The organism is Rhodoferax sp. MLSD5-FHT05B10, assembly GCF_058793415.1.
Genome location: NZ_JBXAFT010000013.1, coordinates 15590 through 29488, shown reverse-complemented (window position 1 = coordinate 29488; position 13899 = coordinate 15590). Strand labels below are relative to the sequence as shown.

The following is a 13899-nucleotide window of genomic DNA, read 5'->3' as shown; positions in this document are numbered from 1 at the left end:
AATCAAACCCTGGTTGTGTCTGGCGACGGGTGCTCGCCGGCGACCCTCAACCCATCCACAAAGGCACTATGGCCATTTTTGTAACCGGTGGTGCGGGCTACATTGGCTCCCACACATGCGTCGAGTTGCTCAACGCAGGCCACGACGTGGCGGTATTTGACAATTTCTGCAACAGCCAGCCCGAAGCGCTGGCGCGTGTGGAGCGCATCACGGGAAAACGCCCCGTCCTGTACCAGGGCGACATCCGCGACTCCGTCGCGTTGACGCACGCCCTGCGCCACAGCGACGCAACTGCCGTCATCCATTTCGCGGGTCTCAAGGCTGTGGGCGAATCCGCGCAGAACCCACTGCAGTACTACGACAACAACGTGGTCGGCACCGTCCGCCTCCTGGAAGCCATGGGCGCCTGCAACGTCAAGACGTTGGTGTTCAGCTCCTCCGCCACCGTGTACGGCGAGCCGCAGCGCCTGCCCTTGTCCGAAGACCACCCGCTGTCGGCCACCAACCCCTATGGCCGGACCAAACTGGTGATCGAGGACATACTGCGCGACCTGCACCACAGCGACCCCAGCTGGCGCATCAGCATGCTGCGGTACTTCAACCCCGTCGGTGCCCATGACAGCGGCCTGATCGGCGAAGACCCGCAAGGCACCCCCAACAACCTGATGCCGTACGTGGCGCAGGTCGCCGTGGGGCAGCGCGCGTTCCTCAACGTCTGGGGCAACGACTACGACACGGCCGACGGTACCGGTGTGCGGGACTACATCCACGTCGTGGACCTGGCACTGGGCCATCTGAATGCGCTGCAGCGCCTGGAAACCCACGCAGAATGCCAGGCCATCAACCTGGGCACCGGTACGGGCTACAGCGTGCTGGACATGGTGCGGGCGTTCGAGCAGGCCAGCGGCAAGGCCGTGCCCTACCAAATTGCCGCCAGGCGCCCGGGAGATGTCGCCGCCTGCTACGCCGACCCGGCGCGGGCCGAAGCCCTGCTGGGGTGGCGCGCGCAGCGCGGTCTGGAACGCATGTGCGCCGATGCCTGGCGCTGGCAAAGCACCAACCCGACCGGCTATGCCCGGCCGGCGCACACCACGTGAAACAGCTCTGCCTGGTCTGCCTGGGGTGGCTGCTGGCCGGATGGGTTTCGGCGGCACCCGCAGTGGCTTTCTTTTATGGTGCACAACCGCCCTGGGACGCCTTACAGGCGTTTGACGTGGTCGTGGTCGATCCGGACCACGTGCCCGACCCAGCCGCACCCGCGCTGGCCCACACCCGCCTGGCCGCCTATGTCGCAGTGGGCGAAGTCCAGCCCAGTCGCGCCTACGCCGCACGCATTCCTTCCGCATGGCTGCGGGGCGAGAATTCCGCATGGGGCAGCCACCTGATCGACCAGGCCACCCCGGAATGGCCCCGGTTCTTTGTCCAGACGGTTATTGCGCCGCTGTGGGCGGCCGGATACCGCTCCTTTTTCCTGGACACGCTGGACTCCTACCACCTGTACGCCAAAACGCCGCAGGAGCGCGCGCGGCAGGAAGCCGGTCTGGTCGCGCTGGTCACACAACTCAAGCAGCAGTACCCGCAGGCCGAGCTGATCTTCAACCGGGGCTTTGAGATTCTGGAACAAACCCACCAGTACGTGAGCTTTGTCGCCGCCGAGTCGCTGTACCAGGGGTACGACGCGTCCCGCAACAGCTACCGCAGCGTGCCCGCCGCCGACCGGGAATGGCTGCTGGCCCAGTTCAAGCGCGTGCATGACGACTACCAGATCCCCGTCATCGCCATCGACTATGTGCCCGCCCGCGACCGCGAACTGGCACGCACCACCGCCCGCCAAATTGAAGCCCAGGGCTTCATCCCGTGGGTCGCCACTCCGGACCTCGCCAATGTGGGCATCGGGCTGGTGGAAGTCATGCCGCGGCGGGTTCTGGTGGTGCACAGCCCGCTGGCCAACGAATACCAGCTGCGGGAAACCGCCGCCGTGCGCTATGCCACCATGCCCTTGAATTACCTGGGCTACGCGGTGGATTACGTCGACCTTCGTCACCTGCCGCCCACCGTGTCGCCGGACCGCTACGCCGGCGTCGTGCTCTGGCTGGAAGCGCGCGGTACCGGAACCGAGCGCAAAAACCTGGGCACGTGGCTGGCCCAGCGGCTGGAAGAGAACATGCCACTTGCCGTGATGGATGACATTGCCCCCCTGCTGGAAGCGCCCCTGGCCGGCAAGGTGGGCATCACAGCCCCACCCGGCGCCGAAAGCCTAGCCCCCATCATCGTGACCGAACAGGCAGACATGCTGGGCTTCGAGCGCAAACCCCGCCCCCAAGCTGCGGAGTTCACGGCCACCCGGCTTACCCAGGGGCGGCCCCTGCTGACGCTGAGCCAGGGCAAATCGCAACAGGTAGCCGCAGCCATCATGCCGTGGGGCGGTTTCGTCATGCAGCCCTATGGCTTGGTCAATCTACCCACCACCGGAGAAAGCCGCTGGGTGATCAATCCCTTTGCGTTCTTCCGCGAAGCCCTGCGCCTGCCTGCCATGCCCGTGCCCGACACGACCACCGAAAGTGGCCGGCGCCTGCTGCTGGTGCACATGGACGGCGATGGTTTCGTCAACCGCTCCGAGCTGCCGGGCACCCCTTTTGCGGGCGAAGTGGTGCGCGACCGCGTGGTCCGCAAGTACCCGCTGCCCATGGCCATCTCCGTGATTGAAGCAGAAGTGTCTCCGCAGGGGCTTTACCCCCAGTACGCACAGCAACTGGAAGCCGTGGCGCGCGACATTTTCCGCGCGCCCAATGTAGAAATAGCGTCCCACAGCTACACGCACCCCTTCAACTGGAGCAAGGTGGCGGCACCAGACGAGACCGGCGACTACCACCTTAAGGTACCCGGGTACACCTTTGACTTGCAGCGTGAAATCGAAGGTTCGGTGCGCTACATCGAGAGCCGGCTGGCCCCCGCCGGCAAAAAGGTGACCCTGTTCCTGTGGACGGGCGATTGCGTCCCCGGGCGGGACGCGCTGGAATGGACGCAGCGTCTGGGCATCATGAACATGAACGGTGGCGACACCATTGCCACCCGCTCCAACCCGTCCCTGACGGCCGTCGAAGGACTCGGCATGGAACGTAATGGCCTGTTCCAGGTCTTTGCTCCCAACCAGAACGAGAACGTCTACACCAACAACTGGACGGGGCCTTTCTACGGTTTCGAACGCGTCATTGAAACCTACGAACTGACCGAGAGCCCCCGGCGGCTCAAACCCATCGACATTTATTTCCACACCTACCTGACGACCCGGCAAGCCGGCATGCGCTCGCTCGACAAGATTTTCGCCTACGCCCTCGCGCAGGAAACAACCCCGGTATTCGCCAGCGAATACGCCCGCAAGGTTGCCGATTTCTCCCGCGTTGCCGTGGCGCGCACCGCCACCAGTTGGCGTATCCGCGGCGCGGAAAACGTGCGCACCCTGCGCGCCCCTGCCGCGTTGGGCGCACCCGACGTCGACACCAGCCAGGCGGTCGCCGGGTTCAACATCCATGGCGGCGCAACCTACATCCATCTCGCCGGCGCGTCGGCCGATCTGGCGTTTGCCCCCCGCGCGGCAACGAGTGTGCGCCTGGTGTCTGCCAATGCCCACGTAGACGCCTTTGCGCATACGCCCACTGGCTACCGCTGGACGCTGGCGGGACATGTTCCAATCCGTTTCACGCTGGCCAACGCCGCGCGTTGCAGCGTGCGCGTTGCCGGGCGGGAGGTATCACCCACCCGCGACGCCAACGGCGATTTCCATTACCAACTGAACACCCATGCTGCCAGCCCGCTCGAAGCGATATGCCGGGATTGACGGCGAGACCCCGCGTCTCCAACTGGCTTCCAACTGGCAGCTCGCCCTGATCGCCGTGCTCATGATCGGGCTGTTGCGCGTCATTTTTCCGCAGAAGGCCCTAGTCGAGAAGCTCTACGACCACGAACAGCTCGACGAGCTGACCCAGTCGTATATCGAGAACCTGCACCGAACCGATCCGGGCAACGCCGACCTGACGATTCTGCTGGGTCGGTCGCGACGCGACCAGATGGACACCGCGGCGCTGGAACGCCTGCTGCAACCCATTCTGGCCACCGGCAACGCACGGCAACGCGCGGAGGCCCGGCTGCTGCTGCTGGCCGCCTACGAACGCGCCCTGAACACCCGCACCCCGGCCGGGGATGTCCAGCGCGCCCGCGCCCGTCTGGTAACCCTCCTGCAAAGCGCCCAGCACGACCAGGTCCCCCCCCAGCTGGCGGGAGCCTTTGCGGCCTCGGCGTTTCGCCTCGATCTCTCCGAAACGGGGCTGGATTTTCTCAACCGGGTGGCCCCCGGACGCTCGACAGCAGCGCTTGAAGGGTACGCCCATGAAGCCCTGGGCACGGGCCGCCACTTGCTGGCCGCCGAATACTTCCTGCTGGCCCGCCGGCAAGCGGCGGACCGCGATGCGGCACGCACCTACTTCCGCCAGGGCATTGAGGCCCTCATGGCCGCCAGCCGCTTCCAGCAGGCCCTGGTGGCCGCCGACCGCTCTCTGGGCGACCTTGCCGACGATCCGGAAACCTTGCGGTTCCTGATCCAGACGGCGCTGGCCGCCGGAGACCCTGTTCGCGCAGCACGCTATGCACAAAGGCTCGTTTTCAAAGAGCCCCCGCCGTCGCCAGGAGTGACCCCGTGAGCCGCCCCGTGCTGTGGGCGAGCCTGCTGGCGGCGGTGCAGAGCGCCTGGGCTGCGCCTGCCGACCCGCCGCCGGTTGCCGGGCAGGATTACTATTCCTGGCAAATCACCTCGGGCAGTTTGCAGGGGCTGGAGCCACTCTACCAACGCTACCGCTCCTTGCCGTATGTGCGCATGGAACGCCGCGGCCCGCAGTACGTGCTGCGGGCAGGATTCTGGCCGAGCCGCCAGGCAGCGCGGGATCACCTGCCTGCAGATCTGCCCAAGCAGGCACTGATTCGCGTCGCCACCTACAGGCCCGAAGCGATCACGCGTCAAAACTGGCCTCAGGCCCTGCCAGCCACCCGGACCGTGGCCACCACCCAGGCAACCACGCAAGCCGTTCCCGACACACCGGACGCCACGGCTGTCGCAGCGGCTCCGCCCCCTCCAACGCGGGTACCAGCGCCCCCGGCCGAAGGGGCGATGCGTGCGTTCAACCAGGCCGACTACGCCCTGGCTTTCGATGCCTTCCTGGGTGCCGGCGATCTGCAGCGAGCCTTTCAGCTGGCGAGCCATGCCGTAGCCAGCGTCCCTGCCGACACCGACTGGCGGCGCAAACTGGCACGCCTGTCCGAATGGACCAGCCGCCCGGAGACCGCCTGGATCCACTGGGCCTATCTGTTCCAGCATGGCGACCATTCGCCCGAAACCGTCCAGGCTGTGTTGCGCCTGGCTCCGCTCACCGGAGAGCCGGAGGTGGCGATTGCCGCCTGGGTATTGCGCCTGGACCAGGGGCCGCTCAACACCGCGCAATGGGCCGACCTGTTCACCCTGTACGAGTCCGCCGGAAAGGCGGAACAGGGTTCCCGCCTGTTTGAGGCCCAGTACCGCAAGTCCCGCGATCCGGCACTGCTCGAACAGGCTGCGCGGCTGGCCGAAAACCGGGGCGACGACGCGCGCGCCCTGCAGCTGTATGCCGAGCGCGCAGGTTTGAAGCCGTTTTCCATGGATGCGGCCCTGCGGGCGGTCGTCCTGCTGATCCGCCGCGACCGCATGCAGGAAGCCTACGCACTGATGCAGCAGCACCGCGAGGAAGTGCCACCGGAGGCGACCGATTTTTGGCGCCTGCTGGCCAACACAGCGTGGGAATTGCAGGAAGTGGACGCGGCCATCACCGCGTACCAGCATTACGCCAACAGTCCCCAGGCCACGGGTGCCGACTGGTCCCGGCTGATCTTCCTGGTACGCCAGCGCTTTCCCTTGCAGGCCGCGGATCTGGCCCTGCTGGCTTTCCACCGCTTTGGCGCGATCGACAACCTGTTGCTGGCCCTGGGAATCTATGCCGAAGCAGCCGACCTGAACGGCCAGGAGCGGCTGTACCGCCAGCTGACACCCGCCGAACTGGCGACAGCACAAGGCGATGCACGTTTCCTGGTCTTGCGGGCCCAATACTTCCAGCGCGCACGCCAGCCCGACCGGGCCTGGGAAGACTACAAGAAAGCCCTGGCGCTCCAGCCCGATGACCGCCAGATCGCGGTTCCCGTGCTGTGGTTCCTGCTGGATCGCGGCCACAAGTCCGAACTGCAGGTCCTGCTTCAGCAATGGGCTGCGCGTGCCCAGACCGATCCCGCCTACTGGCTGGCATTCGCCGCAGCCCACCAGACGCTGGATCACCCCAAGGAGGCGGTGCGCTGGTACCGCCAGGAGATTCGCCGCAATCCCGACGATGCCCTGGTATTGCTCAACTACGCCGATGCGCTTGAACGGGTCCCCCTGCCCGGCATGGCCGCGCGCGTGCGGCGTCACGCCTGGCTGCAGTTGCGGGAGAAACACCCCGCCCCCGAAGGCAACGGGACCCTGGACGCCAACCCCGAGCTGCTGGCGCTGGCGCGTCTGGCCATCCTCAACCAACCGGGCGATCCGGGCCTGCAACGGGTACGGCAGCTGGTGACCCAATTGCGCGGGGTGGCACCGGAACCCGCCCCCGGTGACGGGCAGGTGCAGGACCTGGTCCTGGGCTGGGCCCTTTCCCACGAGCAGTTTCTCAACGCCCGCAGCTGGATGTGGCTGCAGTACGCCCGCAAGACCCGCCCAGGCAACCCGATACCGGTATGGGGGCAAAGCCAGGTAGCGCTGCAAACAGGCGATGCGCAGACCATGGACAGGCTCCTGGCCCGGAACACCGACCAAGTTCCCATCCACGCCCGTTACGACATGGACTATGCCCTGGAGCGTGCACCGCAAGCCCTGAGCACCGCCTTCAAGGGTCTGCAGAGCCACGCCGATGACGAGGACCTGCACGACCGTTACCGGCAACACGTGCCGCGGCACGCCAGCTACCTGCAAATGCGCGCATCCAACGACACCTACGGCGACCTCAACAGCCAGAGCCGCCAACTGGACGCCCGGCTGGCCATCCGCCCCACACTGCATCTGCTTCTGGGGGGGAGCTACACGGGGCAATCCAGCGCCGACCCGGTGTTGGGGCCATTCATCCCCGGCGCCGAACGGTTGACCCGCGTGGGACTGCACTGGCTGGGCCACGGCACCGAAGGACAGTTCACGCTGCTGCAGCGCGACGAAGCCCGCGTACGCAATGGCCTTGAGTATGCGCAATCCTGGAACCGGGATGCGCGCCTTACCGTGGACGGGGGACTGGCCTACCGCGCCGATGCAACCGATAGCGTGGCCCTGCGAACCCTGGGCAGCGAAGACCATGTCCATCTGGGCCTGAACTACGTCATCAGTAAGCGGGAATACGTCCGGGCGACCTCGCGCTGGTCGCGCTACAGCACCCAGGCCAGCGACCCCGCATATGGGGAAATCCATGGGTATGGACAAACCCATGCGCTGGAGGTGGGCTACCGCGTGCGCACGGAATACCCCGATATCCGGGTCCGCCTGTATGCGACCCATCAACACTACGCCTTTGAAGCGTATGCCCAGACACTGGTCCCCGCACTGTCCCTGCCGTCGACGAGCACCACCACCGGCGCCTGCCTGAACGCGGGAGAAAATCTGGCTGGACAAGACATCCAGGACAGCTATACCCGCGCCCTGCGGCCCTTCGCGGAAGCCTGCACCACCGACAACTCCCTCAGTGGGGTCGGTTACAGTGGCTCCATTGGCATCGCCGGAGCCATTACAGGAGAAGACCATCTGTCGCTTCGGTTGGAGTACAACAGCGACCTGAACGGCTCCGCCACGCGAACCCTGGCCCTTCGCTACCGCCATTACTTCTAACACCATGACGACCATGCACACCCTCCACCGCATTCTGTTTTCGCTGGCAGCCCTGCTCATCGCTGGTTGCTCCACCGTGAGTTCCATGCCCGGCAACAGCCCGCTGGATGCCGGAGCCAAATGGGTGCTGCTACCCATGGAGAACCACACCGACACGCCGCAAGCGGCGTTGTCTGCCGAATCCATTGCCGAGCACGCCTTGCGCCTGCGTGGCATTGACAACCTGGTACGCTACCCCGCCACCCTGTCACGCGACAGCCTGTTTGAACCCTCGGAGCGGCGCGTCACGGAAGAGGCCCAGAAATGGGCGCGTGAGCAGGGGGCCCGCTACGGACTGTCCGGCGCCGTCGAAGAATGGCGCTACAAGGTGGGCATTGACGGCGAGCCTGCCGTTGGCATCACCCTGCAGGTGATTGAACTCTCCAGTGGCCAAGTCGTCTGGAGTGCCTCGGGCGCCAAAAGCGGCTGGAGCCGCGACGCCTTGTCCGGGGTCGCGCAGAAACTGCTCAATGAGCTGCTGAGTGGCTTGCGGGTCCAGACAAAAACCGACAAACGCTAACCGGCCCCATGCTGCCGACTTCTCTAAGATCATTTTTGCAGCGGCTGCGCCCGAAACAGACGCTGGCCCCGGAGCATGCCGCGCTCCGCACGAAATGGCTGGAGGTGGTCTGCATTCCGCTGCTCGTCACGGGTTTGTCCTGGTACTGGCGGCCTGGCGACCCGTTCCTGCTCAAGGCAGCATTCCCCTGGCTGTGGTTTGCGCCAGTCATGGTGGCTCTGCGCTATGGCGTCATGCCGGGTCTGACCAGTGGCGTCCTGATCCTAGGCAGCTGGCTGCTGGCCGGTGCACTAGGCGCCGCGGCAGTGGTACAGGCCGAATTCCCCCGGGACTATTTCTTCGGCGGCGGTTTGCTGATCCTGCTGTGCGGAGAGTTCAGTGATGTCTGGCGCGACCGAGTCTTGCGCATGGACGAAACCAACCTGTACGTAACCGAGCGGCTCTCACGCCTGACCAAGCGCCATCTGCTGCTCAACCTGTCGCATGACCGGCTGGAGCAGGAAATGCTGGCGCGACCCGGGTCCCTGCGCGATGCCCTGGTCAGCCTGCGCGACCAGGTCCTGTCGACCGATCGCCACGCTGGACAACTGCCCGGCTTGCCGGCCTTGCTCCACCTGCTGGCGCAGTACGTCAACATCGAATCGGCAGCGATCTACCTGGCGGAAGACCGCAACGGCCATGTGACGCTGGGCCCGATGGCCGAATCACTGGGCGAGCCACACGCCATGGACCCAGACGACGAATTGTTCAAGCTCGCCGTTGAAACCCGCAGCCTGGCCCACGTGGCCGGTAGCGAAGTGTCCTACGAACGCCAGTCCACCCAGTTGATCGTCGCCCCCCTCATTGCCAGTGACGACCGCATCATCGGTGCACTGGCAGTCACCAAGCTGCCGTTCTTTTCGCTCAACGTCGAGAACCTGCAGATGATGTCGGTGACCCTGGGCTACTATGCCGACCACGTTCTCAACGCCACGGATGTCGCGCAATACCGGGCACAGCTGCCCACCATTCCCGCCACCTTCGCCGAGGAACTGGCCCGCATGGTGCGGCTGCAGCGCAAGGTGGGCATCACCAGCCACCTGGTCGTCATGACCTTTGCCGGGGACAACAAGGAAGAAATTCCGACGCAGTTCCTGCAGATCAAGCGCGGCCTCGACCTGTACTGGTTGACCTACGTGGCGGGCAACCCGGTCGTCGCCATCCTGCTGCCCTTTGCCTCCTCTGCGGCCAAGGAAGGTTTTTTCCTGCGGGTGGAAGACTGGCTCCAGCAGGTTTTCGGCGGGGATTTCGATTCGCTGCGCATCCATCTGCGCACCATCGATCTGTCGCACGAAGACCCCTTGGCCGCCCTCACCAGGATCATGCAGCCATGAAAAAGGCGTTCTGGGCCTGGTGCGCGGTTTCGCTGGACCTCTGGGTTTTTCTCGGTCCGCTGCCCATGTCCTCCTCCAGCAGCGCGCTGGCGCAGGTGTGGCTCGTGCACGCCGCCGCCTGCGCCGTCCTGGCCACCAGCGGCTACCTGCTGATGCCCCCGCATTACCGGGGCACGTCGGGTTGGTCCTGGCTGCTGATTTTCAACTTTGCCCTGATTGCACCTGTGGTGGGCCCCATCAGTCTGCTGATCATTACGCACACGTCCTTGAACCGGACTTTCGGCAGCCTGATTCAGGCCAAGCCCCGTTCCGTTGCGCTGCCGGAGTACAACGTGCGTGCCACCGAAACCCACCGGGCCGGGCAGGGCGCCATCCGCTCGCGCCTGACCACCCAGGTCCCGGCGCACGTGCGCATGCAGTCCCTGCTCACGCTGCAGGCTGTCCCCGGACGGGTGGCCAACCCCATCCTGGAAGAACTGCTGGGCGACGCCACCGACGATGTGCGCCTGATTGCCTTTGGCATGCTCGATGCCGAAGAAAAAAAACTCTCCGTACACATCCACCAGGAGCAGAAGAACCTGGAACGGGATCTGCCCAGCGCGGCCCGGTATGACTGCCTGCGCCACCTGGCCGAACTGCACTGGGAGCTGGTCTATGCGGGGCTGGCACAAGGCGGGCTGAAGAAACACAACCTCGAACAGGCACGCAAATACCTGGACGCCGCGCTCGCCATGAATGAGCCCCATGCCTGCGGCATTGTGTTCCTCAAAGGCCGGGTACTGCTGGCGCAAGGCGAAATCGGGCCCGCTGAAGCCGCGCTGGAAGAAGCCCTGCGTCTGGGGCAGGCGCAGGCCTCCGTGCTTCCCTACCTGGCGGAGCTCGCATTCCAGCGTCGACAATTCCACACAACGCACGCTTATATGCTGCGCTTGAAGAATTTGCACGTGGCTTCCCGTACGATGGCCATCGTTGATATTTGGACCGGGCGCGACAACGCCCGTCACTTCCTTGACCGCCGCATCCTCCACCACATCTGAGCCCGCCCTCCCGCGCGCGCAAAACGTTGACGTGCTGCTGCTGCTGGAAGGCACTTTCCCGTACGTCGCCGGAGGGGTTTCCAGCTGGGTCAACCAGATCATCCGGGGCTTTCCCGAGCTGCGCTTCGGCGCCATCTTCATTGGCAGCCGACCGGAAGATTACGGGCCGATGCGCTATGCCCTGCCCGACAACCTGGTGCACCTGGAGACCACCTACCTCTACGAACCGGCGACCCACCACGGCGTGCGCCCCGTCAAGGCGCAGGCCGACACGGATGCCATGGCATCCGTCGGGGCGCTGCATGACATGCTGCACGCCGACATCCAGAACCCCGATTGCGGGCGCCTTTTTTCCTCCATGATGGACGAGGCCCATCCAGGCGGCCAGCTTCCCCAGGAGGCCTTCCTGCACAGCGAGGCCGCCTGGGAACTCATCAAGGACGGTCACCGGCGCTACAGCACGGACCCCTCGTTCGTGGACTATTTCTGGACCGTGCGCATCATGCATGCGCCCTTCTGGCGGCTGCGCGACATCGCCCAGCGTTGTCCCACGGCGCAGATCTACCATTCGGTTTCCACCGGCTATGCCGGCATCCTGGGCGTGCTGCTCAAGCACCGCAACCCGCGCCCGTTCATCCTGAGCGAACACGGTATCTACGTCAAGGAACGCAAGATCGACCTGTACCAGGCGCAATGGATCAAGGACAACCGCAGCGTCTTTGAAAACGACCCCTCCCAGGTCAGCTACTACCGTCAGCTGTGGATCCGTTTCTTTGAACACCTTGGCTATCTGACCTACCAGGCCAGCAACCACATCGTGGCCCTGTACGAGGCCAATCGGCAACGCCAGCTGCTCGACGGCGCGCCGGCGGAGCGCACCAGCAACATCCCCAACGGGGTGGACATCGCGCGCTTTGCGCCCCTGCGCAGCCAGCGCAGCGCCACCGTGCCGCCCGTGCTGTGCCTGATCGGACGGGTGGTGCCCATCAAGGACATCAAGACCTTCATCCGCGCCATGCGCATCGTGGTGACCCGCATGCCGCAGGCCCAGGCGTGGATCGCAGGGCCGGAGGATGAAGACCCCGATTACGCCATCGAATGCCGGGACCTGGTCGAGCGCCTGGGGCTGCAGGACAGCGTGCGTTTCCTCGGTTTCCAGAAACTCACCGAGCTACTGCCCCAGGTGGGCCTGGTGGTGCTGAGTTCCATCAGCGAAGCGCTGCCACTGGTAATACTGGAAGGCTATGCGGCTGGCGTTCCCACGGTCAGCACCGATGTGGGTTCCTGCCGGCAGCTGGTGTACGGTCTGCCGGGCGACGACGCCGCCATCGGTCCCTCCGGCCGCGTGGTGCGCATTGCCGATCCGGACGCCTTGGCAGAGGCCTCGCTCGAATTGCTGTCCAACCAGGACACCTGGGAGCAGGCCAGCCGGGCGGCCATCCGGCGTGTGGAAGCGTACTACGCCCAACACATGATGTTCGACCGCTACCGCGAACTCTACGACCACGGACTGGCATGGCAGGCATAGGCTTCGCCATCCGGAAACTGCTCAACAAGCAGTCCTATTCCGGCCTGCTGCAGGCCTACGCCTACGCCGGCATCATCAGTTCCGGTCCGTGGATCCTGTCCATTGTGGGCATCATGCTCATCGGCTTGCTGAGCATCGGGGTGCTGGTGCCCCACGCCCTGATCGCGCAGTTCCAGATCACCGTCACCTACCTGTTCATGACCTCGCTGATCATGACCGGACTGGTGCAACTGTCTTTTACCCGGTTTGTCGCCGACCGCATCTTTGCCAAGGAAGAGGGTGCCATCCTGCCCAACTTCAATGGCCTGATGCTGGTGGCCATCAACGTCAGCATCGTCTGCGGGCTGCCGGTCGTGTTTCTCGCCTTCCCGCAGGAAACCGTGCTCTACCGGACCCTGTTTGTCATGGGCCTGGCCACCCTGTCGGCCATCTGGGTGGCCACGGTATTTCTCACCGGCCTGAAGCATTACCGCGCCATCCTGCTGATTTTCTTCTTCGGCTACGGCGCCACCATGGGGCTGGCGCTGGCGTTCTCCCGCCTGCTGGACATGGAAGGGCTGCTGCTGGGGTTTGTGGTCGGCCACTTCCTGCTGCTGGCCGGAATGATCTGGCTGATCTACCGCACCTACCACTCCGACCGGTTCATTGCCTTTGACATCTGGAAAAAAGGCGCCATGTACCGCAGCCTGATGGCGACCGGCTTCCTGTTCAATCTCGGCGTCTGGGTGGACAAGCTGATCTTCTGGTACTTCCCGGGCACGGGCCAGGCCGTCATCGGCCCGCTGCATGCCTCCGTCATCTACGACTTCCCCATTTTCCTGGCGTATCTCACCGTCATTCCCGGCATGGCGGTCTTTCTGGTGCGCATTGAGACCGACTTCGTCGAGTACTACAGCAAGTTCTACGACGCGGTCCGCGAGGGCGCCACGCTGGAGTACATCGAGCGCATGCGCAACCACATGGTCTACCACGTCCAGCGTGGGCTCTTCGACATTGCCAAGGTCCAGTCCATCACCGTGCTGGTGACCTTTGTGCTGGGTGAGGCGCTGCTGGAATGGCTGGGCATCTCGACTCTGTACCTGCCTTTGCTCTTCATCGACGTAGTGGGCGCCGGACTGCAGGTGGTGATGCTCGGCATTCTGAACGTGCTGTTCTATCTGGACCAGCGCCGGGCCGTCGTGTGGCTGACCGGCACCCTGGTGGTGACCAACGTGGTCTTCAGCGGCGTGTCGCTGTACCTGGGCGCCGCCTGGTTTGGCTATGGCTTTGCCGTGGCCATGCTGGTCACGGTGCTGGCCGGGGTCTGGACCCTGAATCGCCGTCTGGAAGCGCTGGAGTTTGAGACCTTCATGCTGCAATAGGCAGTGGACGTCCCGCCCAAAAAAAAAGCCTGCAGTCGCAATGACTTGCAGGCCCCCGGACGCGCGCTGAAAAACGTGCCGTTTAGAACGGTTAGCAGTCCTCTCATAACTGCTTACTGT

9 protein-coding genes are annotated in these 13899 nt (G+C 64.7%); all 9 read left to right on the top strand.

Annotated features, from left to right (window positions below; genetic code table 11):
- Positions 1-68 precede the first annotated feature (68 nt).
- The 9 genes from galE to pelG are packed head-to-tail and all read left to right on the top strand — an operon-like array spanning position 69 to position 13779.
- Complete coding sequence (gene galE, locus AC1Q5W_RS15695) at positions 69-1097, top strand: UDP-glucose 4-epimerase GalE (protein WP_492644342.1); 1029 nt, start codon at positions 69-71, stop codon at positions 1095-1097.
- Positions 1094-3838 carry a bifunctional glycoside hydrolase/polysaccharide deacetylase family protein gene (locus AC1Q5W_RS15690; RefSeq protein ID WP_492644343.1) on the top strand — a complete coding sequence of 915 codons (2745 nt, stop codon included), beginning with the start codon at positions 1094-1096 and terminating at the stop codon, positions 3836-3838. The genes galE and AC1Q5W_RS15690 overlap by 4 nt, the downstream gene beginning before the upstream one ends.
- Complete coding sequence (locus tag AC1Q5W_RS15685; protein WP_492644344.1) at positions 3801-4697, top strand: tetratricopeptide repeat protein; 897 nt, start codon at positions 3801-3803, stop codon at positions 4695-4697. Before AC1Q5W_RS15690 ends, AC1Q5W_RS15685 begins: the two co-directional genes overlap by 38 nt.
- Positions 4694-7921, top strand: coding sequence for a tetratricopeptide repeat protein (locus AC1Q5W_RS15680; RefSeq protein ID WP_492644345.1), 3228 nt, complete (start codon positions 4694-4696; stop codon positions 7919-7921). The genes AC1Q5W_RS15685 and AC1Q5W_RS15680 overlap by 4 nt, the downstream gene beginning before the upstream one ends.
- 4 nt (positions 7922-7925) lie before the next feature.
- Positions 7926-8480, top strand: coding sequence for an LpoB-related protein (locus AC1Q5W_RS15675; RefSeq protein ID WP_492644346.1), 555 nt, complete (start codon positions 7926-7928; stop codon positions 8478-8480).
- 8 nt (positions 8481-8488) lie between these two features.
- Complete coding sequence (locus AC1Q5W_RS15670) at positions 8489-9853, top strand: PelD GGDEF domain-containing protein (RefSeq protein WP_492644347.1); 1365 nt, start codon at positions 8489-8491, stop codon at positions 9851-9853.
- Positions 9850-10890 (top strand): tetratricopeptide repeat protein, encoded by a 1041-nt coding sequence (locus AC1Q5W_RS15665; protein WP_492644348.1) that lies wholly within the window; start codon positions 9850-9852, stop codon positions 10888-10890. Before AC1Q5W_RS15670 ends, AC1Q5W_RS15665 begins: the two co-directional genes overlap by 4 nt.
- Complete coding sequence (gene pelF / locus AC1Q5W_RS15660; protein WP_492644349.1) at positions 10862-12418, top strand: GT4 family glycosyltransferase PelF; 1557 nt, start codon at positions 10862-10864, stop codon at positions 12416-12418. Before AC1Q5W_RS15665 ends, pelF begins: the two co-directional genes overlap by 29 nt.
- On the top strand, positions 12406-13779 hold the full coding sequence (gene pelG, locus AC1Q5W_RS15655; RefSeq protein WP_492644350.1) for an exopolysaccharide Pel transporter PelG: 1374 nt from the start codon (positions 12406-12408) through the stop codon (positions 13777-13779). Before pelF ends, pelG begins: the two co-directional genes overlap by 13 nt.
- Positions 13780-13899: the final 120 nt, after the last annotated feature.